This is a genomic window from Nocardia sp. CS682 (assembly GCF_004634405.1).
In the GTDB taxonomy this organism is placed as follows: Bacteria; Actinomycetota; Actinomycetes; order Mycobacteriales; family Mycobacteriaceae; genus Nocardia; species Nocardia ninae.
Genome location: NZ_CP029710.1, coordinates 5,254,081 through 5,277,611 on the forward strand (window position 1 = coordinate 5,254,081; position 23,531 = coordinate 5,277,611).

General features: G+C 67.6%; 24 protein-coding genes and 1 tRNA gene. 18 read left to right on the forward strand and 7 right to left on the reverse strand.

Annotation, left to right across the window (positions count from 1 at the left end; genetic code table 11):
- Nucleotides 1-116: 116 nt before the first annotated feature.
- Genes DMB37_RS23765 through DMB37_RS23810 form a run of 10 tightly spaced genes read left to right on the forward strand, consistent with a single transcriptional unit; the run spans nt 117 to nt 10,232 of the window.
- Complete coding sequence (locus tag DMB37_RS23765) at nt 117-881, forward strand: ABC transporter permease (protein WP_107653933.1); 765 nt, start codon at nt 117-119, stop codon at nt 879-881.
- A 4-nt stretch (nt 882-885) separates the two neighbouring features.
- On the forward strand, nt 886-1,737 hold the full coding sequence (locus DMB37_RS23770; protein WP_107653934.1) for an ABC transporter permease: 852 nt from the start codon (nt 886-888) through the stop codon (nt 1,735-1,737).
- A 6-nt stretch (nt 1,738-1,743) separates the two neighbouring features.
- Nucleotides 1,744-2,940, forward strand: coding sequence for an MCE family protein (locus tag DMB37_RS23775; RefSeq protein ID WP_135234584.1), 1,197 nt, complete (start codon nt 1,744-1,746; stop codon nt 2,938-2,940).
- Nucleotides 2,937-3,959 carry an MCE family protein gene (locus DMB37_RS23780; protein ID WP_107653936.1) on the forward strand — a complete coding sequence of 341 codons (1,023 nt, stop codon included), beginning with the start codon at nt 2,937-2,939 and terminating at the stop codon, nt 3,957-3,959. The genes DMB37_RS23775 and DMB37_RS23780 overlap by 4 nt, the downstream gene beginning before the upstream one ends.
- A complete protein-coding gene (locus DMB37_RS23785; RefSeq protein WP_135234585.1) occupies nt 3,959-5,023 on the forward strand; it encodes an MCE family protein in 1,065 nt (354 codons plus the stop codon). The genes DMB37_RS23780 and DMB37_RS23785 overlap by 1 nt, the downstream gene beginning before the upstream one ends.
- Complete coding sequence (locus DMB37_RS23790; RefSeq protein ID WP_135234586.1) at nt 5,020-6,276, forward strand: MCE family protein; 1,257 nt, start codon at nt 5,020-5,022, stop codon at nt 6,274-6,276. The genes DMB37_RS23785 and DMB37_RS23790 overlap by 4 nt, the downstream gene beginning before the upstream one ends.
- Entirely contained in the window at nt 6,273-7,553 is a 1,281-nt protein-coding gene (locus DMB37_RS23795) for an MCE family protein (protein WP_240771635.1), read from the forward strand. Before DMB37_RS23790 ends, DMB37_RS23795 begins: the two co-directional genes overlap by 4 nt.
- The gene (locus DMB37_RS23800) at nt 7,550-8,977 is read left to right on the forward strand and encodes an MCE family protein (RefSeq protein ID WP_135234587.1); all 1,428 of its coding nucleotides are present in this window, start codon (nt 7,550-7,552) and stop codon (nt 8,975-8,977) included. Before DMB37_RS23795 ends, DMB37_RS23800 begins: the two co-directional genes overlap by 4 nt.
- Nucleotides 8,974-9,750, forward strand: a complete 777-nt coding sequence (locus tag DMB37_RS23805) for a hypothetical protein (protein ID WP_135234588.1) — start codon at nt 8,974-8,976, stop codon at nt 9,748-9,750. The genes DMB37_RS23800 and DMB37_RS23805 overlap by 4 nt, the downstream gene beginning before the upstream one ends.
- The gene (locus tag DMB37_RS23810; RefSeq protein WP_135234589.1) at nt 9,747-10,232 is read left to right on the forward strand and encodes a h domain protein; all 486 of its coding nucleotides are present in this window, start codon (nt 9,747-9,749) and stop codon (nt 10,230-10,232) included. Before DMB37_RS23805 ends, DMB37_RS23810 begins: the two co-directional genes overlap by 4 nt.
- A gap of 13 nt (nt 10,233-10,245) precedes the next feature.
- Here DMB37_RS23810 and DMB37_RS23815 read toward each other — a convergent pair whose 3' ends face one another.
- The 4 genes from DMB37_RS23815 to DMB37_RS40630 all read right to left on the reverse strand — a co-directional run bounded on the left by DMB37_RS23815 (nt 10,246) and on the right by DMB37_RS40630 (nt 14,357).
- Nucleotides 10,246-11,625: a cell wall metabolism sensor histidine kinase WalK gene (locus tag DMB37_RS23815; RefSeq protein ID WP_240772568.1), complete on the reverse strand. Its 1,380-nt coding sequence runs from the start codon at nt 11,623-11,625 to the stop codon at nt 10,246-10,248.
- A 112-nt stretch (nt 11,626-11,737) separates the two neighbouring features.
- A complete protein-coding gene (locus tag DMB37_RS23820) occupies nt 11,738-12,472 on the reverse strand; it encodes a response regulator transcription factor (RefSeq protein ID WP_135234590.1) in 735 nt (244 codons plus the stop codon).
- A 66-nt stretch (nt 12,473-12,538) separates the two neighbouring features.
- Nucleotides 12,539-14,095 carry a trehalose-6-phosphate synthase gene (locus tag DMB37_RS23825; RefSeq protein WP_135237792.1) on the reverse strand — a complete coding sequence of 519 codons (1,557 nt, stop codon included), beginning with the start codon at nt 14,093-14,095 and terminating at the stop codon, nt 12,539-12,541.
- 91 nt (nt 14,096-14,186) lie between these two features.
- The gene (locus DMB37_RS40630) at nt 14,187-14,357 is read right to left on the reverse strand and encodes a hypothetical protein (RefSeq protein ID WP_167768913.1); all 171 of its coding nucleotides are present in this window, start codon (nt 14,355-14,357) and stop codon (nt 14,187-14,189) included.
- 165 nt (nt 14,358-14,522) lie between these two features.
- Between DMB37_RS40630 and DMB37_RS23830 the strand changes: the two genes are divergently transcribed.
- The 3 genes from DMB37_RS23830 to DMB37_RS23840 all read left to right on the forward strand — a co-directional run bounded on the left by DMB37_RS23830 (nt 14,523) and on the right by DMB37_RS23840 (nt 15,954).
- The gene (locus DMB37_RS23830) at nt 14,523-15,356 is read left to right on the forward strand and encodes an alpha/beta fold hydrolase (RefSeq protein WP_135234591.1); all 834 of its coding nucleotides are present in this window, start codon (nt 14,523-14,525) and stop codon (nt 15,354-15,356) included.
- A gap of 171 nt (nt 15,357-15,527) precedes the next feature.
- Nucleotides 15,528-15,770, forward strand: coding sequence for an MbtH family protein (locus DMB37_RS23835; protein ID WP_011207082.1), 243 nt, complete (start codon nt 15,528-15,530; stop codon nt 15,768-15,770).
- A 112-nt stretch (nt 15,771-15,882) separates the two neighbouring features.
- Nucleotides 15,883-15,954, forward strand: a tRNA-Thr gene (locus tag DMB37_RS23840).
- 115 nt (nt 15,955-16,069) lie between these two features.
- Here the strand turns inward: DMB37_RS23840 and DMB37_RS23845 are convergent.
- Both DMB37_RS23845 and DMB37_RS23850 read right to left on the reverse strand, forming a co-directional pair.
- Nucleotides 16,070-16,495 carry an HIT family protein gene (locus DMB37_RS23845; protein ID WP_135234592.1) on the reverse strand — a complete coding sequence of 142 codons (426 nt, stop codon included), beginning with the start codon at nt 16,493-16,495 and terminating at the stop codon, nt 16,070-16,072.
- A 45-nt stretch (nt 16,496-16,540) separates the two neighbouring features.
- Nucleotides 16,541-16,918 carry a PH domain-containing protein gene (locus tag DMB37_RS23850; protein ID WP_107659982.1) on the reverse strand — a complete coding sequence of 126 codons (378 nt, stop codon included), beginning with the start codon at nt 16,916-16,918 and terminating at the stop codon, nt 16,541-16,543.
- 160 nt (nt 16,919-17,078) lie between these two features.
- Here DMB37_RS23850 and purD point away from each other — a divergent pair, with 160 nt between their 5' ends.
- Nucleotides 17,079-18,356, forward strand: coding sequence for a phosphoribosylamine--glycine ligase (gene purD, locus DMB37_RS23855; RefSeq protein ID WP_135234593.1), 1,278 nt, complete (start codon nt 17,079-17,081; stop codon nt 18,354-18,356).
- On the opposite strand, the gene DMB37_RS23860 is transcribed toward purD, so the two are convergent.
- Entirely contained in the window at nt 18,349-19,338 is a 990-nt protein-coding gene (locus DMB37_RS23860) for a M23 family metallopeptidase (protein WP_135234594.1), read from the reverse strand. The two genes, purD and DMB37_RS23860, sit on opposite strands and share 8 nt — an antisense overlap.
- A 114-nt stretch (nt 19,339-19,452) precedes the next feature.
- Here DMB37_RS23860 and DMB37_RS23865 point away from each other — a divergent pair, with 114 nt between their 5' ends.
- The 4 genes from DMB37_RS23865 (at nt 19,453) to DMB37_RS23880 (ending at nt 23,450) form a co-directional block, all read left to right on the forward strand.
- A complete protein-coding gene (locus tag DMB37_RS23865) occupies nt 19,453-20,574 on the forward strand; it encodes a pyridoxal phosphate-dependent aminotransferase (protein ID WP_370465192.1) in 1,122 nt (373 codons plus the stop codon).
- A 125-nt stretch (nt 20,575-20,699) separates the two neighbouring features.
- Nucleotides 20,700-21,344, forward strand: a complete 645-nt coding sequence (locus DMB37_RS23870) for a TetR/AcrR family transcriptional regulator (protein ID WP_135234596.1) — start codon at nt 20,700-20,702, stop codon at nt 21,342-21,344.
- 83 nt (nt 21,345-21,427) lie between these two features.
- Nucleotides 21,428-22,849, forward strand: coding sequence for an adenylosuccinate lyase (gene purB, locus DMB37_RS23875; RefSeq protein WP_135234597.1), 1,422 nt, complete (start codon nt 21,428-21,430; stop codon nt 22,847-22,849).
- Nucleotides 22,850-22,913: 64 nt separating this feature from the next.
- Nucleotides 22,914-23,450 (forward strand): hypothetical protein, encoded by a 537-nt coding sequence (locus DMB37_RS23880; protein WP_135234598.1) that lies wholly within the window; start codon nt 22,914-22,916, stop codon nt 23,448-23,450.
- Nucleotides 23,451-23,531: the final 81 nt, after the last annotated feature.

A 23,531-nucleotide genomic window follows, 5' to 3' on the forward strand; every position in this document is an offset into this window, starting at 1 on the left:
GTGGCAAACATCTACCGGCAGCGTAGTGAACGTGTTCTAATCGTGGAGGCGGTGCGGCCTCGGTGAAGAATCGTGCCGTGAGGGCGTACGCAGGTTCTGAGCAAGGAGGTTCATAGATGAACGAGGTCCTTGCTGTGCCATTGCGGGCAGTCGGCGGGTTCTTCGAACTGACGGCCGAAGTAGCGCGAGCCAGTGTGCGCAGGCCATTTCAATGGCGCGAGTTCATCGACCAGTCCTGGTTCATTGCCCGCGTCTCGATCGTGCCCACGCTGTTGGTCGCGATTCCATTCACCGTATTGGTCAGCTTCACGCTGAACATCTTGTTGCGTGAGATCGGCGCGGCCGATCTCAGCGGCGCCGGCGCGGCCTTCGGCGCGGTCACTCAGGTCGGGCCGATCGTCACCGTACTGATCGTCGCGGGTGCGGGCGCCACCGCCATCTGTGCTGACCTGGGCGCCCGCACTATTCGCGAGGAAATCGACGCGATGCGGGTGCTCGGTATCAATCCGGTGCAACGACTGGTGGTGCCCAGGGTGCTCGCGTCGATGTTCGTCGCGCTGATGCTCAACAGTTTGGTGTGCACCATCGGTATCGTCGGCGGATTTCTGTTCTCGGTCTTTCTGCAGGACGTGAACCCGGGCGCGTTCGTCAACGGCATCACGCTGCTGACCCATTTGCCCGAATTGGTCATCTCCGAGGTGAAGGCCGGATTGTTCGGGCTGATCGCCGGGCTGGTGGCCTGTTATCTGGGTCTGAATGTCAAAGGTGGTCCCAAGAGTGTCGGTGATGCGGTGAATCAGACCGTCGTCTTCGCCTTTATGGCCTTGTTCGTAGTGAACGTGGTGGTCACCGCCGTTGGTATCAAGTTCACGGCGCGGTGACCGCATGGCCTTCGTGATCGAATCCCGCTTCCCGCGTACCGTGCGACGAGTGCGTCGGATGTCGGACTCGCTCGATTCAGTCGGTAAACAGGCCGTGTTCTTCGCACAGGCCCTGGGGGCAATTCCGCGTGCCATGACGCACTATCGGACCGAAACCATTCGGCTCATCGCCGAAATCAGTATGGGCAGCGGCGCTTTGGCGGTGATCGGCGGCACCGTGGTGATCGTCGGCTTCCTCACGCTGTTCGCCGGCGGCACCATCGCCGTGCAGGGTTACAGCTCGCTCGGCAATATCGGCGTCGAGGCACTCACCGGCTTCTTCGCGGCCTTCATCAATGTCCGCATCGCGGCGCCGGTGATCTCCGGCATCGGCCTGGCCGCCACCATCGGCGCCGGCTCGACCGCGCAGCTGGGCGCGATGCGGGTGGCCGAGGAGATCGACGCGCTGGAGTCGATGGCGATCCGGCCGGTGCCGTATCTGGTCGGCACCAGGGTGCTCGCCGGGATGATCGCGATCGTGCCGCTGTACGCGCTGGCGGTGATCGCGTCGTTTCTGGCCAGCCGGTTCGCGACGGTGGTCATCTACGGGCAGTCGGCCGGCGTGTACGACCACTACTTCTCCACCTTCCTGATCCCGAGCGACATTCTCTGGTCGTTCGCCCAGGCGATCTTCATGGCGTTGGCGGTCATGCTGATCCACACCTATTACGGCTTCAATGCCGCGGGCGGACCGGTCGGCGTCGGCGTCGCGGTCGGCAATGCGGTGCGGGCCTCGCTGGTCGCGGTGGTCACGGTGACCCTGCTGATCTCGCTGGCCATCTACGGCACCTCCGGCAACTTTCATCTCTCCGGGTAAAGCGATATGGCGGATTCGAAGCAATTGCGCGCTGCAGCGGGTTACAAGGTGGCCGGTGCCGCGATGGTGCTCGTGCTCGTCGCGATCGTGGCCGTCGCACTGGTGATGTTCGTAGGCGGGTTCACCCCCACGGCCACCGTCACGGTCGACGCACCGCGCAGCGGGCTGGTGCTCGATCCCGACGCCAAGGTGAAGGTGCGCGGGGTGGAGATCGGCCGGGTGGTCGCGATCGATCAGACCGCCGACGGCGCCAGCCTGAAGCTCGCGCTCAATCCTGATCAGCTGAAGCTGGTTCCGGCCAACGCGGGCGTGGATATCCGTTCCACCACCGTGTTCGGCGCGAAGTATGTGAACTTCACTGTGCCGGAACAGCCTTCGTCGGCCTCGCTGCAACCCGGAGCGCGGGTGGCGGTGCAGCACGTGACCGTCGAGTTCAACACGCTGTTCCAGCATCTGTCCGACGTGCTGGCCAAGGTGGAGCCGGAGAAGCTGAACGCGACCCTGTCCGCGCTCGGTACCGCGCTGCAGGGGCGCGGCGAGAAGCTGGGCGACCTGCTGGCCCGCAGCGACGCCTATCTGCGCGACATCAACCCGTATCTGCCTACGCTGCAAGAGGATCTGGTGCGCACCGGCGCGGTCACCGACCTGTACGCCGATACCGTCCCCGACCTGCTGCGCACCGTCGACAACGCCACCGGCACCAGCCAGACGCTGGTCGACGAGCAGCAGAGCCTGGACAACATGCTCGCCAACCTGACCGGCCTCGCCGACACCACCGGATCGGTCTTGCGGGAGAACGAAGGCAATTTCAGCACCGCGCTGGATCTGCTGCGCCCCACCACCAGCCTGCTGTTCGAGTACGCCCCGGCCCTCGGCTGCATCATCAACGGCCTCGGCCCGATGATGCCGCTCGCCGAAGACGTGTTCGGCGGCAAGCTGCCCGGTATCGGGATGAACACCAACTTCATGTTCGGCGCGCAGCCCTACAAGTACCCGGACGACCTGCCGAAGGTGAACGCGACCGGCGGCCCGCAGTGCGCGGGCGTGCTGGATCGGGTGCCGGGCAGCCATGCCGACTACGTCGTCACCGATACGAACCAGGGAGCTCCGTACGTGCCGAACACGGGTTTCACGAAGCCCAACGAGGCGCCGAAGGTGTTCCAGTTGCTGTTCGCCGGGCTGCCGGGGGTGGGCAGGCTGTGAAGAACACCGCGACGACCGTCAAACTGCTCATCTTCACGTTGGTGATGGCACTCGTCTTCGCCGGACTGGTGGTTGTTTTCAGCCAGATGCGCTTCGCCAGGGAGTACGGCTACCACGCCGTGTTCACCAGTTCGTCGGGCATGCTGCCCGGCTCGAAGGTGCGCATCGCCGGTGTGCCGGTCGGTTCGGTCTCCTCGGTGAAGGTGGGCAAGGACCACCTCGCGCACGTCGAGTTCGATGTCGACCGTAAGTACCGGCTGCTCACCAGCACCCGCGCCACGATCAGGTACGAAAACCTGGTCGGTGACCGGTATCTGGAGCTGCTGGAGGGTCCCGGCTCGACCGAGGTGCTGCGCGACGGCGGCACCATCGGCCCGGACAAGACGGCGCCCGCGCTCGACCTGGACATGCTGCTCGGCGGGTTCCGGCCGCTGCTGCGCGGGCTGGATCCGGCGCAGGTGAACGATCTGACCAGCGCGCTGTTGCAGATCTTCCAGGGCCAGGGCGGCACGCTGGTCTCGCTGCTCAACAGCGGCGGCTCGTTCGCCAAGACGCTGGCCGACCGTGACGAGCTGATCGGCAACGTGATCAACAACCTGAACACGGTGCTGCAGACCATCGATCAGCGTGGCGACCAGTTCGCCACCACGCTCGACGAATTGCAGCGCCTGATCAGCGGTCTGGCCGCCGAGCGCGATCCGATCGGCGACGCGCTGCCGCGCATCGCGGGCGCCACCCGCGACCTGACCGGTCTGCTCCAGCAGGCGCGGCCGGACCTGCGCTCCACCATCGAGCACACCGGGCGGCTGGCCACCAACCTCGACGAGGGCTCGGACACGCTGCAGTGGGTGTTCGACAAGCTGCCCGAGACCTACAAGAAGCTGATCCGCATCGGCGCCTACGGTTCGTTCCTGCAGCTCTACATCTGCGGGACCAACCTGGTCGTGGACGGTCCGGATGGGCAGCCGATGCAAGTGAACCTGCCGGGTAAGCAGACGACCGGAAGGTGCACGCCCTGATGAACGAGCGATCACGTGTCGTCACCATCGGCATCGTCGGCCTGGTTGTCGCGGCGTGTGTTGCCTTGTCGGCCTTGCAGTTCGACCGGCTGCCGTTCGTTCGCGGCGGCGCGACCTACACCGCGTACTTCGCCGACGCGGGCGGGCTGGTGCCCGGTGACCCGGTCCAGGTGGCCGGCGTGCGCACGGGCCGGGTGGACGACGTGCAGTTGGACGGCGCCAAGGTGCTGGTCCGGTTCACCCTCGACGAGACGATCGTGCTGGGCCAGAAGTCGTCCGCCGCGATCAAGACCAATACCGTGCTCGGCCGTAAGTCGCTCGAGGTGACCCCGATCGGTTCGGGCGCGCTGCGGCGCAGCGACACGATCCCGCTGGACCGCACCACGTCGCCGTACTCGCTCAACGACGCGCTCGGCGACCTCGGCCGCACGGTGCAGGACCTGGACCTGGCGCAGGTGGACAAGACGCTGGACACCCTCTCGGCGACCTTCGCCGACACCCCGGCACCGCTGCGGGCGGCGCTGGACGGCGTTACCGCGTTGTCGCGCAGCATCAATGCCCGGGATCAAGCCCTGACCGAGCTGCTGGGCAGGGCGCAGAACGTCACCAAGATCCTGGCCGACCGGAGCAACCAGATCAACGCGCTGCTGCTGGACGGCAACGACCTGCTCGGCGAGCTGGACCGGCGCCGTGCCGCGATCGGGCAGCTGATCGTCTATGTGAACGAGGTGGCCAAGCAGCTGTCCGGCCTGGTCTCCGACAACGAGCCGCTGCTGAAACCCGCGCTGGACAAACTGAATTCGGTGCTCGGCCTGCTGCAGCGCAACCGGCAGAACCTGAACGACGCGCTCGACGGCCTCGGCCCGTACGCCGCGGCGTTGGGCGAACAGGTCGGCAACGGCCCGTGGTTCAACGCCTACGTCGTCAACGCCTCCAGCGCGGAACTGCAGCCGCTGGTCGATGCGCTGGTGTGGCCGGAGCATCTGCCCGAAGACCTCCGCAATATCTTCACCAACCCGGCACCGCCGTCGATCGGGCCCGCCCTCCAGGAGCCACCGCGATGAACATGCTGGACAGAGCCCGCAAGCTGCCGCGATGGGTGCTGGTCGCCGCAGGTGTGCTGGTCGCCGCGCTGGTGCTGGCCGGTGCGTACACCGGCGTCACCCGGATCGGAAAGACCACGATCACCGCGTATTTCCCGTCGACCTCCGGCCTGTACGAGGGCGACGAGGTCCGGGTGCTCGGCGTCGATGTCGGCCGCATCGACTCGATCGAGCCGGGCAAGGACCGCGTCACGGTGCGGATGACCGTGGATCGCGGGATCGACATCCCGGTCGATGCCCGCGCGGTGATCATTTCGCCGTCGCTGGTCTCGGCGCGGTTCATCCAGGTGGCGCCCGCCTACGTCGGCGGCCCGAAAATGGCTGACGGCGCGGAGATTCCGCTCGAGCACACGGCCGTGCCGGTGGAATGGGACGACATCAAGGCCGAACTGTCCAAGCTGGCAACGACTCTCGGGCCGGTCGGCGACGACACCCAGGGCTCCTTCGGCCGCTTCGTCAATACCGCCGCCGACAACATGGACGGCAACGGCCAGAAACTGCGCGATACGCTGCGCGAACTGTCCGCCACGCTGAACACGCTGTCGGACGGGCGCACCGATCTGTTCGGCACCATCCGCAATCTGCAGAAGTTCGTCGACGTGCTGTCGGCGAGCAACGAGCAGATCGTGCAGTTCGGCGGCAGGCTCGCGTCGGTATCCTCGGTGCTGGCCGGCACCTCCGCGGAACTCGGTGCGGGACTGGACAATCTGGATACCGCGCTCGGTGATGTGCAGCGTTTCCTGGAGGGCAGCGGCGCCGAACTCACCGAGGGCGTGCAGCGACTGGCCGACGTCACCCAGCAGCTGGTGGACAAGCGCCCCGAACTGGAGCGGGTGCTGCACTCGGGGCCGACGGCACTGGTGAACTTCTATCAGATCTACAAGCCCGCCCAGGGAACGCTGGCCGGTGCGGTAGCGCTCAACAACACCGCCGACCCGCTCAGCTTCCTGTGCGGTTCGGTGCGGGCGCTGGAGGCCAATGATTCCGACCGCTCCGCCGATCTGTGCGCGCAGTATCTCGCGCCGGTGATCAGCTCGCTCGCCATGAACTACGCGCCGATCATGCTCAATCCGGCCACCGGGGTGCACGCCTTCCCGGATCAGCTGAAGTACAGCCCGCCGAGCCTGGCCGGGCAGGTGGCGCCGCCGGGGCCGCCGCCGGTCACCGTGCCGGACGGCATTGCCGGACTTGCTATCCCAGGAGGAGGGCGATGAAGCGGCCTCGCGCATTCATGGCTCGGGAGACCGCTGTGCGACCGCGCCGGATGGCAACGGTCGTGGTGGGTCTCGCACTGGCGCTCGGCGTATCCGGCTGTGAGTGGGACGGTTTGAACTCGCTGCCGATGCCGGGCACCGAGGGCACCATGGACGGCGCGTACCAGGTGCGCATCCAGATGCCGAATGTGACCACGCTGACCAGGAATTCACCGGTCCGGGTCGACGACGTGACCGTCGGGACGGTGTCGAACATCGAGGTGGAGGGCTGGCACGCGCTGGTCACCGTCACCCTGAATCCGAGCGTGCGGCTGCCCGCCAACGCCGTCGCCAAGATCGGGCAGACCAGTCTGCTCGGCAGCAACCACGTCGAACTCGCCGCGCCGAACGACACTGCGCCGCAAGGACAGTTGAAGGGCGGCGACGTCATCCCGCTGGAGCGGGCCGGTGCCTTCCCGACGACGGAGCAGGTGCTGTCGTCGCTGTCGGTGGTGCTCAACGGCGGCGGCATCTCGCAGCTGGAAACCATTACCCGCGAACTGAATTCGGCGTTGAGCGGGCGGGAGAACGACATCCGCGACCTGCTGCCGCAGCTCAACGAGCTCACCACCAATCTGGACAAGCAGCGCAACGACATCATCGCGGCGATGAGCGGACTGGACCGGCTCGGCGGCCAACTGGCCCAGCAGCGCGATGTGGTCGCGGCCGCGATCGAGCGGATTCATCCCGCGCTCACCGTGCTCGCCGACCGGACCGCGAACATCACCGCGACGATCAGCGCCCTCGGCGACCTCAGCGATGTCACCGACCGGCTCATCGCCAGCAGCGGCGACAACCTGAAGGCCAACCTGCGCAGCCTCGCGCCGGTGCTGGAGACGCTGGCCGACACCGGGGTGAACCTCATCGAGGCGATGAAGATCATTCCGACCTTCCCGTTCCCGATGAAGAACCTCGACAAAGCGATCATGGGCGACTACTTGAACTTGTTCATCACGGTCGACCTGACCGGCAAGCGGTTGGACAGCAACTGGTTGACCGGCACGCCGCTCGGCGGACGATTCGGTGGCGTGGAGGGCGTGATCGGCAGTTTCGCGCCCGATACCGCGACGCAGAGCGGCAACCCGGCCACCGGACCGCTACAGCCGGGACCGGACGCCGGTGCCCAGCCGGCGCCGACCATTCCCGGCCTGCCGCCGATTCCCGGTCTGCCCGCCATCCCCGGCCTGACCGTGCCGTTGCCCGGAGCCACTGCGCCACAAGGGGGTCCGGGCCGATGACGCTCACCCGATTCGTCCGCGTCCAGCTGTCGATCTTCGCCGTGCTTACGGTGATCGGCCTGGTGGTGATGGGCGGGGTGTATGTGAAGGTGCCCGCGATGCTCGGCATCGGCCGCTACGACGTCACGGTGCAACTCGAGGCGACCGGCGGGCTCTACCCGACCGCCAACGTCGCCTACCGCGGCACGAATATCGGTGTGGTGCAGGATGTCCGGCTCACCTCCGGTGGTGTCGAGGCGGAACTGTCGATCGACAGCGACTACAAGATCCCCGCCGATGTCACCGCGTGGGTGCGCAGCGTCTCCGCGGTGGGTGAGCAGTACGTCGACCTGATCCCGCCCGAGCGCCCCGCCGGCGGAAATCTGGCCGACGGCGCGGTGATTCCGGTGGGGCGCACCAAACTTCCGCAGGACGTCGGCTCGCTGCTCGATCAGTCCGACCGGCTGCTGTCCAGCGTCGCCGACACCCGGCTGCGCCAGGTGATCGACGAGGCGTTCCAGGCCTTCAACGGTGCCGGACCGGATCTGCAGCGGTTCATCGACTCGGCCTCACTGCTGGTGCAGGAGGCGCAGAACAGCGCGGAACCGACGAAGAAGTTGATCGACCAGATCGGGCCGTTGCTCGACACGCAGCTCGAGTCCGACGCGGCGATCCGCTCGTGGACCAGCGATCTGGCCACGGTGACCGACCAACTGCGCGAACACGACCCGTCGCTGCGCAACGTGCTGCGCGACGGGCCCGCCGCGATGCAGCGAGTCACCACGCAGTTCGAATCGCTGCGACCGACGCTGCCGCTGCTGCTGACCAACCTGGTCAGCGTCGGGCAGGTCGGCGTCACCTATCACGCTGGGCTGGAACAACTTCTGGTGGTCTTCCCGCCGCTGATCGCGGCGCTGAAGACGATCATCCGCGGTCCCGCGGAGTACGGCGCGATGGTCGACTTCATGGTGGTGGTCAACGACCCGCCCGCCTGCACGACCGGCTTCCTGCCTGCCAACGAGCGGCGCTCACCCAGCGAGCTGGACTCGATCCCGTCGCCGCCCGGCCTGTACTGCAAGGTGCCGCAGGATTCACCGATCGCGGTACGCGGCATCCGCAACACGCCGTGCGCGGAGTTCCCCGGCGTGCGAGCGCCGACACCCGAGCTCTGCCGGACCGGCTTTGTCCCACAGGGCAACAACCCCCCGTTCGGCCCGTCGCAACCGGTACCGTCGGCGTCCGCGCCGGTCGACCCGGGCACGGCACCGGTGGCACCCGCCGCGTACGGCACCGGAACGCCGGCTGCCGCGAGATCCTATGACCCGTCCACCGGCCAGTACATCGGCCCGGACGGCCGCACCTACCGACAGGGCGATATCGGACCGGGCGGTTCGGGCACGGTACCGTCGAGCTGGCAGGCGATGCTCGAGGAGCAGCAACGATGACTGAGAACAACGGAGATCGGCACCGTACGCGGCGACGCGCGGTGCGCTCGGTGGGCCCACCCGCCGAGGAGACGGCGAGCGCCGGCGTGACGTCGGTTCCGGTCGAGCGGGCGAGGAGCGCGGCGGTGACCGCCGTGGCCGACAATCGCACCGATGCGGTCGATGCTGCGGCTGACTCGGTCACTGGTGTGTCCACCGCTGACGGAGCAGCCGCTTCTGCGGGTAGTCAGCCCGTCGATCTCGACAAGGCACCCGCCGACGCCCAGAACGACGAGAAGCCGAAGAAACGCTCCCGCCGCCTGACCACCCTGGCCGCGGCCGCCGCCTTGGTGCTCGCACTGCTGATCGCAGCAGCCCTGTCCACAGTGGTGCAGGCCCACTCGCTCGACGCTCGCGACGCGCGCCGCGCCGAGTATGTGCAGACCGCCCGGCAGGCCGTCTTGAACCTCACCACCATCCGCGCCGATTCCGCGAAGGAAGACATCGACCGGATCCTGTCGCTGGCCTCCGGCCAGTTCAAGAACGAATTCGACGGCCGGGTCGATCCGTTCATGAACATCGTGCAGCAGGCCAAGGTCGTCTCCAACGGCGAGATCGTGGAGGCGGCGATCGAGAGCGACGAGGAGGACTCCGCGAAGATCCTGGTCGCGGCCAAACAGACGCTGACCAACGCGGGGCAGGAGGGGCCGCAGACGCGGTTCTACCGCTTCCGGGTCACCGTGAGCGACGGCGACTCCGGTCTGACCGTCTCCAAGGTGGAGTTCGTGGCATGACAACACGTAACAAGATCTTCCTGGCGGCCGCGAGCGTTGTCGCGGTCGCGGCGCTGATCGTGCTGAGCGTCAACGGATTACGGATCTGGAACGACCAGCAGGCCGAGCAGGCGCGCAAGGACGCGGTGACCGCCGCCGACCGGACGGTCACCGCCATGTTCACCTACGACTATCAGACGGTGGACCGGGAACTGCCCAAGGCGGCCGACAACCTCTCGCCGAAGTTCCGCGAAGACTATTTGAAGCTGATCACGCAGGCCATCGCCCCCGGCGCCAAGGACAAGCAGCTCTCGGTGAAGGCGACGACTCAGGCGGCAGGCGTGGTTTCGGCCGACAAGTCCCGCGTCGAGGTCCTGCTGTTCCTGAATCAGGTGACCACAAGCAAGGATTCGCCGCAGGGCACCACCAGCGGCAGCCGGGTCCGGGCCACGGTGAACAAGGACGGCGACCGCTGGCTGGTCGATCAGGTCACGCCGGTCTGAGCGAAATCGGTTGTCACGCAGTGGGTTCGCGCGGCAACCGCACGGTGAAGGTGCTGCCTTCGCCCTCGACGCTGCGCACGTCGACGGTGCCGCCGTGCGCGGTGACCAGCGCCTGCACGATGGACAGCCCGAGGCCCGTGCCGCCGCTGGTGCGGGTGCGCGAACTGTCGGTGCGGTAGAAGCGTTCGAAGATGCGATCGGCCTCGTCGACGGGTAAGCCGGGGCCGGTGTCGGCGACCTCGAGCAAGACCTCGTCGGCGGTAGGCGTGAGGCGGACGGCCACCGCGGCGTCCGGCGGGGTGTGCGTGAGCGCGTTGTTGAGCAGGTTGCTCAGCACCTGCCGGAGTCGGGTCTCGTCGCCGATCACTTCCAAAGTGCCCTCGCCGGAATGGATTTCGAGTTCGATCGCGCGCCGGGGCGCGTCCGGATCCGCGGCGGCGGCCATGGCGCGCGCACTGTGCACGGCATCGCTGGCCACGGCGAGCAGGTCGACCTGGCCCCGCTCCAGTGGGCGCTGCGCGTCGAGCCGGGCCAGCATCAGCAGGTCCTCGACGAGGATGCCCATGCGCTGGGATTCGCGTTCGATACGGTCCATGAAGAGGTCGGGATCGGTGGTCGCACCCTGCCGGTAGAGCTCGGCGAAGCCGCGGATGGTGGTGAGCGGGGTGCGCAGTTCGTGGCTGGCGTCGGCGATGAACTGGCGCATCTTCGCCTCCGAATGCTTGGCTGCGGCCTCCGACGCCTCGGTCTTCGCAAACGCCTGCTGGATCTGGGCGAGCATGCCGTTGAGCGACCTGGACAGCCGGTCTACCTCGGTATTGTTGCCGCGCACCGGAACTCGGCGATACAGGTCGCCGCGGGCGATGGCGGCGGCGGTGTTCTCCACCCGAAGCAGCGGCCGCAGGCTGCGCCGGATCACGAAATACGCGGCGACGGCCAGCGCGCTCAGCACGATCAACCCGACGACCAGCTCCAGCATGACGAGGCGTTGCACGATGTCGTAGTTCTGGTTGAGCGGCAGCGCCACCGTGGTGGTGCCGTCCGGCACGCGGACCGTCAAGATCCGCCACTCGGTCGGCCCGCCGCCGAACGAACCCACCGTCATCGGACCGATCGGCGGAGACTCGGGCAGCGCGGGTTCGGCATCGACACCGAAGGCCTTGATGAAGTAGATCCGGCCGTCGTCCTGCACCGAGCGGACGTAGAACTGGCTGGTGTGGCGCGGATCGCCGGGCAAGCTTGGCGGCGGGGGCACCCGGCGGCGGGACCACTCGATAGCGCCGTTGCGCAGCTGCTGGTCGGTGCGGTCGGTCAGCGAGCGTTCCAGGCCCGAGGTGACCACCATGCCGGAGATCAGCAGGCCGAGTCCCGCGGTGGCGACGAGAATCAGCATCAGCGTCACGCGCAGCGGGATCGCCGAGAGCGCGCCGGCAGCCTTGGCGCGGATCGCCGCGATCCTGCCCTCGCTTATGACCCCACCTCCCAGCCGCGTGGCAGTGTGTCGATCATTTGGCCGACCGGGTTCGGCTCGGCGCGCGCATGACATAGCCGACCCCGCGCAGGGTGTGGATGAGGCGCTCCTCGCCGGTGTCGACCTTCTTTCGCAGATACGACACGTAGGTCTCGACCACCCCCACCTCGCCGCCGAAGTCGTAGCGCCACACGTGATCCAGGATGCGCGGCTTGCTCAGCACGGTGCCCGCGTTGACCATGAAATAGCGCAGCAGGGTGAACTCGGTGGGCGACAGCGCGACCGGCTCGCCCGCCTTCCACACCTCGTGGGTGTCGTCGTCGAGCTCGATGTCCTCGAACCGGAGCCGGGAACTCTCCCGCTGCGGTGCGGCGTGCCCCGCGCGGCGCAGGATCACCCGCAGCCGGGCCACCACCTCCTCCAGGCTGAACGGCTTGGTGACGTAGTCGTCCGCGCCGAGGGTGAGCCCGGTGATCTTGTCCTGCACCTCGTCCCGCGCGGTCAGGAACAGCACCGGCGCGTCGATGCCGTCGGCGCGCAGCCTGCGCAGCAGGCCGAAGCCGTCCATGCCCGGCATCATCACATCGACGATCAGCGCCTGCGGCCGGAAGCTGCGCGCCTTGTCCAGCGCCTGCGCCCCGTCCGCGGCCGTGTCGACGGCGAAGCCCTGGTACCGCAGGCTGACCGCGAGCAACTCCACGATCATCGGCTCGTCGTCGACCACCAGCACCCGCGCCTCGGGTGCCTGCTCCGCAGGCGCACCACTCATGGCTTCATGGTCCGCTATCCACCTGCGAACTTGCTGGACCTTATCTGGGTGATTCCTGTGAACGATCTACCTGGATGGTTGCCGTTCCTCCGGATAAACGTCGTCGTCGGTGAGCAGGGCGCTGCCCGCGACCTGGTCCTGCGCAAGCGCCTCGAGGAAGGCGCGCGCCCAGCGGTCCACGTCGTGGGCGAGCACCTGGCGGCGCAGCGAGCGCATGCGGCGCCGCTTGGTGTCGCGATCGTCCTCCAGCGCGGAGACGATCGCGTCCTTGACGCTGTCCAGGTCGTGCGGGTTGCACAGGTAGGACTGACGCAATTCGGCTGCGGCGCCGGTGAACTCGCTCAGCACCAAGGCGCCGTTGAGGCCGCTGTGGCAGGCGACGTACTCCTTGGCGACCAGGTTCATGCCGTCGCGCAGCGGCGTCACCAGCATCACGTCGGCGGCGACGAAGAAGGCGATCAGCTCGTCGCGCGGGATCGGCCGGTGCAGATAGTGCACCACCGGGTGCCCGACCTGGGCGAACTCACCGTTGATCCGGCCGACCTGACGCTCGATGTCGCCGCGCATCTGGATGTAGCTCTCCACCCGCTCGCGACTCGGCGTGGCCAGCTGGATCATCACGGTCTCGGCCGGATCTATTCGCTCCTCGAGCAGCAGCTCTTCGAGCGCGTTGAGCCGGATGTCGATGCCTTTGGTGTAGTCCAAGCGGTCGACGCCGAGCAGGATATTCTTCGGATTGCCCAGTTCCGCACGGATTTTCGTGGCCCGCTCGCGGATGGAGCGGCGCCGGGAATGCTCGTCGAGCTCGGCCGAGGAGATCGAGATCGGGAACGCGCCGACCCGAACCGTTCGGAAGCCGACCTGGACGACGCCGAGCTTGGAGCGCACACCGACGGTGCCGCGTGAGGTCGGCTGACCGGCCAGCCTGCGCGCCAGGTACAGGAAGTTCTGCGCGCCGCCGGGCAGGTGGAAGCCGATCAGATCGGCGCCGAGCAGACCCTCCACGATCTCGGTGCGCCACGGCATCTGCATGAACAGCTCGACCGGGGGAAACGGGATGTGCAGGAAGAAGCCGATGGTCAGGTCGGGCCGCAGCATCCGCAGCATCTTCGGCACCAGCTGCAGCTGGTAGTCCTGCACCCACACGGTGGCGCCCTCGGCGGCCACCTTCGCGGTCGCCTCGGCGAAGCGCCGGTTCACCGTGACGTAGGCGGCCCACCACTTGCGGTCGTACACCGGGCGCACGATCACGTCGTGGTAGAGCGGCCACAATGTGCCGTTGGAGAAGCCCTCGTAGTAGTCGGCCACTTCCTGGGCCGTCAGCGGCACCGGATGCAGCTCCAGGCCGTCCTCGATGATCGGATCGACGTCCGCGTCGGGCACCCCCGCCCAGCCGACCCAGGCGCCTTTGTTGTTGCGCAACACCGGTTCCAGCGCGGTGACCAGGCCGCCCGGGCTGCGTTTCCATCGGGTCGTGCCGTCGGGCAGGCGTTCCAGGTCGACCGGCAGCCGGTTGGCCACCACGACGAAACCGGAGCCGGACTCGGCCGGACCGGTACGTGCGGTCGTTGTCTCGTCAGGTGCTGGTTCTAGGGCGGGCTCGGAGTCGTCGGACGAAGTCATCTGGTCCACTCACGCATCCTTTGCGCGTCGCTGGGTCCCCCGGGGAATCGGGTAGGTCGACGTCGCCGTTGGCGTCGAAAGGGGTTGGGCTCTAGTCGACTCGGGTGCTCGGGCCGATGCCGAGCATCGACAACAGCATCCGGCACTCGTCGGCGTCTTCCGCGTAAGCTGCGACGACGCGCTGGGCCTGACGTGCGGTTTCATCGGCAAGTGGTTCCAGATCGTCGTCCGCGATGTCGTTCGCGCTGCCCTTCGCGGCCATCTTCAAGTCCTCCCGGTTCACTACGCTCGTACGTGCGAATAGTCAATGGTATCTGGCGCCGCCAGGCGCGGGTGGCACCCGCGTCACACCAGCCCCCGGCCGGTGTGCCGACCCCGTCCGCCCCTATACCGTGGGACTGAGCATCAACTCCACGAAAGGGTCGATATGCCGCTGGCCACGGTGAACGGAATTTCCCTCAACTACCAGGTCAAAGGTGACCGCGCGCGGGGTACCGATGTCAAGGGGTCGGGGCCGCTTGTGGTCATGATCATGGGCACCGGTAGTCCGGGCCGGGTGTGGGAGTTGCACCAGGTCCCCGCGCTGGTCGCCGCGGGCTACCGGGTGTGCACCTTCGACAACCGCGGGATCGCGCCATCCTTCGAGGCCGCCTCGGGCATGACCATCGACCAGTTGGTCGCCGACACCGCCGGGCTGATCGAGCTGCTCGACGAGGGGCCCGCGCTGGTGGTCGGCACCTCGATGGGCGCGCGGGTCGCGCAGGAATTGGCGCTCGCCCGGCCCGAACTGGTGCGCAAAGCCGTCTTCATGGCCGGGCACGGACGCCTCGACCAGTTCCAGAAGACGCTCTCGCTCGGCGAACACCAGCTCGACGCGAGCGGGGTGCGACTGCCGGAAAAGTACGAGGCCGCGATCACCGCGGTGATGAACCTCTCGCCCGCGACGATGGCCGATGCCAACGCGGCCCGCGACTGGCTCGACCTGTTCGAGTTCACCGGCGGGCCGGTGACGCCGGGCATCCGCGCGCAGCGTCGGATGGATCACGATTTCGAGCGAGTGCAGGCCTACCGCGCGATCGCCGTGCCATGCCTGGCCGTCGGATTCGCCGACGACCGCATGATCCCGCCCTACCTGACCAGGGAGATCGCCGAGGTCATCCCCGGTGCGCGCTACCAGGAAGTGCCCGACGCCGGCCACTTCGGTTACCTGGAACGCCCGGAGACGGTGAACAAGATCCTGCTCGATTTTTTCGCGAGCTGAATTTCCCGGCCCGAGGTAACCGCCTGGGCGTAACGTCTCCCTTGCTAGGGTCGAAACAACGCTCGGGACTCCAACGGCGCGCAAGTCCGTGGACCCCTCGGTTCGTCGGACCCGGCGCCGGGCGATCCAAGAGCGATCCCGTACATAGCGCGAGTATCCAGTGAGGTGAAATTGAGCACCAACCCCTTCGATGACGAGGACGGCCGCTTCTTCGTCCTGGTCAACGACGAAGAGCAGCACTCCCTGTGGCCTGCTTTCGCAGAGGTCCCGGCCGGATGGCGCGTCGTGTTCGGCGAGGACAGCCGCGCTGCCTGCGTCGAATACGTCGAGAAGAACTGGACCGACATGCGTCCGAAGAGCCTGCGCGACGCGATGGCCGCCGACGACGCGGCCCGTCAGGGCGCCCAGTCCTGACCCTCGGTAGCTGAATACCGCGCCGGGACAACCCGACTGCGTGACACCGTAAGCCGGTGTCACGCAGTCGGCCTGCCCGGCTATGATGGCAACCGCTTTCCAGAAGGCACCCGCCTCCTTAGCTCAGTGGTAGAGCACTCGCCTTGTAAGCGAAAGGTCGTCAGTTCAATCCTGACAGGGGGCTCCGGTCGAGCGCGCCCACATCGGGCGCGCTCGTTCACGTTGTAGGGCTCATCCAAAAAGGGTGGTCGGACCGAGGTTTCGGTCCGGCCACCCTTTGCGTTGTGCCAGAACAGGGTTCAGTCGGGGACGTTGGCTCCGTGGCCGAGATCGCGCAGTGCTTGCTTGATCTTGGTTTGGGCCTCGTCCAGGGATTCGGGGGTGGGGTTGGGGTCGGCGCCGGAGATGTCGAAGTTGCCCATGGTGAAGGCGGGGAAGACGTGGACGTGCAGGTGGGGGACCTCGAGGCCGGCGATGAGCAGGCCGGCTCGGGGGGCGTCCCAGGCGGCGCGCACGGCTTGGCCGATCTTCTGGGCGACGAGGTTCAGGCGGGCGAAGGTGTCGGCGTCGACGTCCTGCCACTGGTCGATTTCCTTGCGGGGCACCACCAGGGTGTGGCCGGGGGTGACCGGTGCGATGGTGAGGAAACCGACGAATTCGTCGTCCTCCCAGACGAATCGACCTGGAAGCTGACCGGCGATGATCGCGCTGAAGACAGAAGCCATGATTCGCAGGCTACGCGCCGCGGATCCGGGCGGCGCTCGGCGCGACTACACCGCCGCGAAATGCGACAGGATGCCCTGCACCTCGTAGATGTCGACCTGGCGATTGAACCTCTTCTGTAGCGGCTCGCTGCTGCCGGAGATCCAGATGCAGAGTTCGGCATCCAGGTCGAAGGTGCCCGCGGTTTCCACTGAGAAGTGGGTGATCGCGCGATAGGGGACGCTGTGGTAGCTCACCTTGCGGCCGGTCATGCCCTGCTTGTCGACCAGGATCAGGCGTCGGTTCGTGAACAGGATCGCGTCGCGCACCAAGAGATATGCGGCGTAGATCTGTTCACCTTCGCCCATCAGTTTCGCGTATTCCTGTTGCGCCCTGGCGGGATCGATCCGCCCGGCATTGCCCATCAGTCCGTCGATCAGACCCATCGTGTGCACATCCTTCGCGCGGTGTGGGTGATGTGGTCCGGTCGCGGTATGCCCGAACCATCCCTTTCCATCATCCATGTCGCGAGACCGATATTCGATGGTCGACTGCTGTTCATGAGTGAGCGCAGCTCGCCGGGGGCCTTCACCTAAGCTGTCTGCCGTGCGCGTACTCGTCATCGGTTCCGGAGCCCGTGAACATGCCCTCGTCCTGGCGCTGCGCCGCGACCCGGCGGTGAGCGGGATCGTCGCTGCTCCGGGCAACGCGGGTATCGCCCAGCACGCGCAAACCAGGCCGGTCGATCCGTGCTCGGCGGAGGCGGTGGTGGCGCTGGCCACCGAGTCGGCGGCCGATCTCGTGGTGATCGGGCCCGAGGTACCGCTCGTGCTCGGTGTCGCCGATGCCGTACGCGCGGCCGGGATCGCCTGTTTCGGGCCGTCGGCCGCGGCCGCGCGGATCGAGGGCTCGAAGGCCTTCGCCAAGGATGTGATGGCGGCGGCGGGGGTGCGGACCGCGCACAGCGAGATCGTGGACACCCCGGCCGACCTGGACGCCGCGCTGAGCCGCTTCGGCCCCACCTGGGTGGTGAAGGACGACGGTCTCGCCGCGGGCAAGGGTGTGGTGGTCACCGCGGATCGGTCCGCGGCCCGCGATCACGGCGCCGAGCTGCTCGAACAGGGGCACCCGGTGCTGCTGGAATCGTTCCTGGACGGACCGGAGGTTTCGCTGTTCTGCCTGGTCGACGGGGAGACGGTGGTTCCGCTGTTGCCCGCCCAGGATCACAAGCGGGTCGGTGACGGCGACACCGGCCCGAACACCGGCGGCATGGGCGCGTACACGCCGCTGCCCTGGCTGCCCGAGGAGGCGGTCACCGCGATCGTCGACGATGTGGTGAAACCTGTTGCGGCGGAGATGGTTCGCCGTGGCTGCGGATTCTCCGGGCTGCTCTACGCCGGTCTTGCGATGGGTGTCGCCGGACCAGCGGTGGTCGAATTCAATTGCCGCTTCGGCGATCCCGAAACCCAGGCCGTGCTCGCCCTGCTGGAAAGCCCGCTGGCCGAGCTACTGAACGCCACCGCCACGGGCACGCTCGCCCAGGTCGAGCCGCCGCGCTGGCGCGACGGCGCCGCGATCACTGTCGTGGTCGCGGCCGAGAACTACCCGGGCCGACCGCGCATCGGCGACGTCATCTCCGGGGCGGGCGAGGGTGCCCTCGACGAGTCCGCCGCGGTGCTGCATGCCGGAACCGCACTGCGTGAGGACGGCACGCTGGTCTCCGCGGGCGGGCGCGTGCTCAATGTGGTCGGCGTCGGCGCCGATCTCGCCGAGGCCCGCACGCACGCTTACGAGCGGATCGCCTCCATCAAACTGCCGGGCAGTCATTACCGCACCGACATCGGCCTCGCCGCCGTAGAAGATCGGATCGCTGTCCCTAGCTGAAGTTGAGCCCGTGCAGGGCCAGCCACTGGCGCGGATCTACGTGCTGGCCGCCGACGATCACCTCGAAGTGCAGGTGCGGGCCGGTGGAGTCGCCGCGGTTGCCCATGCGGGCGATCTGCATGCCGGCCGGGACGCGTTCGCCGCGCGAGACGAAGAAGTCGTACATGTGGCCGTACACGGTGATGCTGCCGTCGTCGTGGCGGATGCGCACCCACAGTCCGAAGCCCTCGGCCGGGCCCGCGTCGATGACGGTGCCGTTGGCTACGGCGTAGATCGGGGTGCCGATCGGGCCCGCGATGTCGATGCCGTTGTGGAAAGTGCCCCAGCGGGAACCGAATCCGGAGGTGAAAGCGCCGCGGGCGGGCATGACGAAACCGCCGATGCCCGGCAGCACCGCACCCGGCATCGTCGTCGAGCCGCCACCCATCCACGGCTGCCATTCGCCTGCCGCCGCCGCGGCGGCCTCCGCTTTGGCGCGTTCCAAGGTGGCGCGTGCGGCGGCCGCGACCACGGCCTGTTCGCGCAGGCGTTCGCCGTTGGCGATGGCGTTCAGGTATCGGCGCACCGAGGGCGGGGTGGATTGCACCTGGAGCGGGTAGGCCACGGCGACGCGCTGCGCGTGGGCCTGGTCCGGGATGCGATCGCTGATCACGCCGGTGTAGTAGGTGTCGCCTGCGGCGAATACGGCGGTCGCGGCGAGACCGGCCAGCAGTACTCGATGCTTGCGCAGCAGCGCGAGGAGTTCGTCGCGGTCGGGGCGTTTGTCGTCCCACTTGGTACGCAGCTCGGATCGCCGCCGCCACAGTTCCCGCGGATCGGGGCGCCGTCGCAGGATTTCCTGGACATTGCGCCGATCGAGCAGGGCCCGCGCGCCGCGCGCCGGTCGTTCCCGGAGCCGGGCGCGCCAGTCCGGCGGAATGACCCCGATGCCACCCACTCCGCGCACCCGGTCGAGCCCAGCTCGTCGAGCATTCTCGAGCATCACGCCGACCATAACCCCGGTAGCAGGGGAGCGCACGACCGGCGCTGCGCACCGGCTACCGTCTGACGGGTGTGCAGAGAATCTCGCCGGTCGACCATTCCACCTTTCTACGTGATGGATGTCTGGAAAGCTGCTGCGCAACGGGCCCGAACCCACGGAGATGTGCTCGTGCTGGCCGCCGGGCAGCCGTCGACTCCCGCGCCCGCCCCGGTGCTGCGCGCGACGAAATCCGCGATCGAGGCCGAATTGCTCGGCTACACCGAGACTTTCGGCATCCTGCCGTTGCGTGAGGTGATCGCCGCGCATCACACCGTCACCTACGGCTACGCCGTCGACCCGGACGACGTGGTGATCACGACTGGTTCGTCCGGCGCGTTCTCGCTGATCTTCCTGGCCGCTTTCGACCCAGGGGACACCGTGGTGGTGGCCCGCCCCGGCTATCCCGCCTACCGCAACACGCTCACGGCGCTCGGCTGCCGCGTGGTGGAACTGGATTGCGGTGCGGAAACCAGGTTCCAGCCGACCGTCGCAATGCTGGAGGCGCTGCCCGAACCCCCGGCGGGGCTGGTGGTCGCGAGCCCGGCCAATCCGACCGGCACGATGATCGCGCCCGCCGAACTGGCCGCGCTGGCGCGCTGGTGCGAGGCGCACGGCACCCTGCTCATCTCCGACGAGATCTACCACGGCATCACCTACGACAGCGGCGACACCGGCACCTCGTCGGCTTGGGAAACCTCGCGGGAATCGGTCGTCATCGGCTCGGTGTCCAAGTACTTCTCGATGACCGGCTGGCGGCTCGGCTGGATGCTCGCGCCGAGCGGCCTACGCCCCGCCTTGCAGCGGCTGGCCTCCAACCTCACCGTGTGCCCGCCCGCGATCTCGCAGTACGCGGCGCTGCACGCGTTCGGCGCCGAGGCCAAGGCCGAGCTCGACGGCCACGTGCGCCGCTACGCGATCAACCGGCGGATACTGCTGGAGGGCCTGCCGAAAATCGGCATCACCGACCTGGCTCCGGCGGACGGCGCGTTCTACGCTTACGCCGATATCAGCCATCTCACCACCGACGCGCGCACGTGGTGTGCCGACGTGCTCGACCACACCGGTGTCGCGCTCGCGCCCGGTATCGACTTCGACACCGTGCACGGAAATCGGACAGTTCGCTTCTCCTTCGCCGGGGCCACCGCCGACATCGAGGAAGCGGTGGTTCGTCTAGGGCACTATCTCGGTAACAGATAGTCGTGTACCGCAACAACTTTCCGCAGTTCGGCACCGTAGCGGCGCGGATACGGTAGAACATCGATGGTTGCTTTTCCTCGCTGATTTCCCCTGGAAGAACTGATGACGACTGGCACGATGGCACGGTGATCACCGCGACGACCCCGAAAGGCGAACGGCGTCGCCAGGCTCTGGTAGCTGCTGCCGCCGAGTTGTTGCTCGAAGGTGGGTTCGAGGCGGTGCGACACCGTTCGGTCGCAACCCGCGCCGACCTTCCGCTCGCGTCGACCACCTACTACTTCGAATCACTGGAAGATTTGATCGCGCGGGCGGTCGAGTTCAGCGGCAATGTGGAACTCGACGCGATGCGCCGCCGGGTCGGCGAGGTGAGTCACCGCCGCCGCGGCGCCGAGGCGACCGTCGATCTGGTCCTCGACCTGCTGGTCGGGGTCGACGGGCAGTGGCACGACGAGGGCGCGCGCGGGCAGTTGATCGCACGGTACGAGCGGTCGGTGGCGTCCGCGCGGCATCCCGAGTTACGGGAGGTGCAGTTACGGCTCCGTGCGCAGCTCGACGAGTTGCTCGCCGATGTGCTGCGCCGCTCCGACCGGTTGGTGCGGCCCGAGCAACTGCGCAGACTGGTCGCGGTGGTCGACGGCGCGGTGGTCGCGGCACTCACCGAACAGGAGCCCGAACCGCGGCGAATGGCCCGTGGGGCGCTGCTCGAGGTGATCGACATCGTCGCACCGCCGACGCCCCAGCAAGCGGACCGTTTCCGCGCATTAGACTGATTGAACGTGAGCGAGCGCAGCGAGAGAACCATAGACACAGTGCCCAGGGGCGCGACGGAGCCGAGCGTCAGCGAGGCGCAGTCGTGAGCCTTGTCCCGAACGTTCTTGCCACCCGATACGCCAGTCCTGAACTGGTTCAGCTGTGGTCGCCCGAGCACAAAATCGTGCTCGAGCGGCGACTCTGGCTGGAGGTGCTGCGGGCTCAGTCGGAACTCGGCATCGATCTGCCCCCGGGGGTGCTCGCCGATTACGAGCGGGTGATCGACCAGGTCGATCTGGCTTCGATCGCCGAGCGCGAGCGGGTCACCCGGCACGACGTGAAGGCACGCATCGAGGAGTTCAACGCGCTGGCCGGGCACGAGCATGTGCACAAGGGCATGACCAGCCGCGACCTCACCGAGAACGTGGAGCAGTTGCAGATCCGGCTCTCGCTCGAGCACGTGCACGCGCACGGCATCGCGATCGCGGCCCGGCTCACCGAGCGGGCCGCGGAGTATCAGACGCTGGTGATGGCGGGTCGCTCGCACAATGTCGCCGCGCAGGCCACCACGCTCGGCAAGCGGTTCGCCTCGGCCGCCGATGAGTTGCTGATCGCGCTCAGCCGGGTGCGTGAGCTGATCGACCGGTATCCGCTGCGCGGCATCAAGGGTCCGATGGGCACCGCGCAGGACATGCTCGATCTGCTCGGTGGCGATCCGGCCAAGCTGTCGAAGCTGGAGCAGCAGGTCGCCCGGCATCTCGGGTTCGCGACCGTGCTCACCAGCGTCGGCCAGGTGTACCCGCGCTCGCTCGACCACGACGTGCTGTCCGCGCTGGTCCAGGTCGGTGCGGGTCCCTCGTCGTTCGCGCACACCATCCGGCTGATGGCCGGGCACGAGCTGGTCACCGAGGGTTTCCAGCCCGGCCAGGTGGGCAGCTCGGCGATGCCGCACAAGATGAACACCCGCTCGTGTGAGCGCGTCAACGGGCTCCAGGTGGTGCTGCGCGGTTACGCGTCGATGGCCGCCGAGCTGGCCGGTGCGCAGTGGAACGAGGGTGACGTCTTCTGCTCGGTGGTGCGCCGCGTCGCGCTGCCGGACGCCTTCTTCGCCATCGACGGCATGATGGAAACCTTCCTCACCGTGCTCGCCGAATTCGGCGCCTACCCTGCTGTCATCGCCCGCGAACTGGACCGCTACCTGCCCTTCCTGGCCACCACCCGCATCCTGATGGCCGCCGTGCGCGCCGGCGTCGGCCGCGAAACCGCCCACGAGGTCATCAAGGAACACGCGGTGGCCGTGGCCCTCGCCATGCGCGAACAGGGCCGCGAACCCGACCTCCTCGACCGCCTCGCCGCTGACCCCCGCCTCCCCCTCGACCGCCCCGCCCTCGATGCCGCCCTGGCCGACAAGTCCGCCTTCATCGGCGCCGCCGAAGCCCAGGTCTCCGACGTCATCGCCGCCGTGCAGAAACTGGTCGACCAGCACCCCGCAGCCGCCAACTACACCCCTTCTCCAATCCTCTAGCGGGAGCGGTGTTTTCGCCGCGAATTCGCCAGCAGGTGTCATAGCCGACCGGTATCGTCCCTCGGTGGCCATTCACGCGTTCGTGGACGAATCGATTCGCCGGGACAGGTACATCCTTTGTGCTGTCCTGATCCCCGCCGACCGGCTGGTTGCCGCACGCGCCCTTGTCCGCGGCCTCTGCCTGCCCGGTCAGCGGCGGTGGCACTTCGCCAAGGAGCCGGACTCCCGACGTCGGCACATTCTTACCGCGATGGCGCGATGGGAGGGGGTGCAGGTCGCGGTCTTCGTCGGGCGGGGGATCGAGATGCACGCTCGCGCGGACTGCATGGGTCGGCTGGTGACATACCTGGTGGATTTGCCGGCTGCTCGGCTGGTGATCGAGTCGCGGGAAGGCTTGGACCACCGTGATCGGCACTGCATCGCCGCAGTGCTCCGCAAAGCATCGGTCGATTTGCCGTACGCCCATCTCCCGCCGCATACCGAGCCGGGGCTGTGGTGGCCGGATGCCGTGGCCTGGGCCTTCGGCGCGGGTGGGAAGTGGGAGACGATGGTTGCGCCGCTGGTGCGGGCCGTCTTCGATGAGGCGACTGCCCGCAAATAGCGCGAAACCCGACTGCTCACCGTCCGGAGAGGAGCCGGGTCCACTTCTCCCAGCTAGTGCCAGGAGCTGGCTCAATGCTAC

Excerpts from the sequence above, each read along its gene's own strand:
- DMB37_RS23765 (WP_107653933.1), top strand. The coding sequence starts at position 117 with ATGAACGAGGTCCTTGCTGTGCCATTGCGGGCAGTCGGCGGGTTCTTC.
- DMB37_RS23770 (WP_107653934.1), top strand. The coding sequence starts at position 886 with ATGGCCTTCGTGATCGAATCCCGCTTCCCGCGTACCGTGCGACGAGTG.
- DMB37_RS23775 (WP_135234584.1), top strand. The coding sequence starts at position 1,744 with ATGGCGGATTCGAAGCAATTGCGCGCTGCAGCGGGTTACAAGGTGGCC.
- DMB37_RS23785 (WP_135234585.1), top strand. The coding sequence starts at position 3,959 with ATGAACGAGCGATCACGTGTCGTCACCATCGGCATCGTCGGCCTGGTT.
- DMB37_RS23790 (WP_135234586.1), top strand. The coding sequence starts at position 5,020 with ATGAACATGCTGGACAGAGCCCGCAAGCTGCCGCGATGGGTGCTGGTC.
- DMB37_RS23795 (WP_240771635.1), top strand. The coding sequence starts at position 6,273 with ATGAAGCGGCCTCGCGCATTCATGGCTCGGGAGACCGCTGTGCGACCG.
- DMB37_RS23800 (WP_135234587.1), top strand. The coding sequence starts at position 7,550 with ATGACGCTCACCCGATTCGTCCGCGTCCAGCTGTCGATCTTCGCCGTG.
- DMB37_RS23805 (WP_135234588.1), top strand. The coding sequence starts at position 8,974 with ATGACTGAGAACAACGGAGATCGGCACCGTACGCGGCGACGCGCGGTG.
- DMB37_RS23810 (WP_135234589.1), top strand. The coding sequence starts at position 9,747 with ATGACAACACGTAACAAGATCTTCCTGGCGGCCGCGAGCGTTGTCGCG.
- DMB37_RS23815 (WP_240772568.1), bottom strand. The coding sequence starts at position 11,625 with ATGCTGATTCTCGTCGCCACCGCGGGACTCGGCCTGCTGATCTCCGGC.
- DMB37_RS23820 (WP_135234590.1), bottom strand. The coding sequence starts at position 12,472 with ATGAGTGGTGCGCCTGCGGAGCAGGCACCCGAGGCGCGGGTGCTGGTG.
- DMB37_RS23825 (WP_135237792.1), bottom strand. The coding sequence starts at position 14,095 with ATGACTTCGTCCGACGACTCCGAGCCCGCCCTAGAACCAGCACCTGAC.
- DMB37_RS40630 (WP_167768913.1), bottom strand. The coding sequence starts at position 14,357 with ATGGCCGCGAAGGGCAGCGCGAACGACATCGCGGACGACGATCTGGAA.
- DMB37_RS23830 (WP_135234591.1), top strand. The coding sequence starts at position 14,523 with ATGCCGCTGGCCACGGTGAACGGAATTTCCCTCAACTACCAGGTCAAA.
- DMB37_RS23845 (WP_135234592.1), bottom strand. The coding sequence starts at position 16,495 with ATGGCTTCTGTCTTCAGCGCGATCATCGCCGGTCAGCTTCCAGGTCGA.
- DMB37_RS23850 (WP_107659982.1), bottom strand. The coding sequence starts at position 16,918 with ATGGGTCTGATCGACGGACTGATGGGCAATGCCGGGCGGATCGATCCC.
- DMB37_RS23860 (WP_135234594.1), bottom strand. The coding sequence starts at position 19,338 with ATGCTCGAGAATGCTCGACGAGCTGGGCTCGACCGGGTGCGCGGAGTG.
- DMB37_RS23865 (WP_370465192.1), top strand. The coding sequence starts at position 19,453 with ATGGATGTCTGGAAAGCTGCTGCGCAACGGGCCCGAACCCACGGAGAT.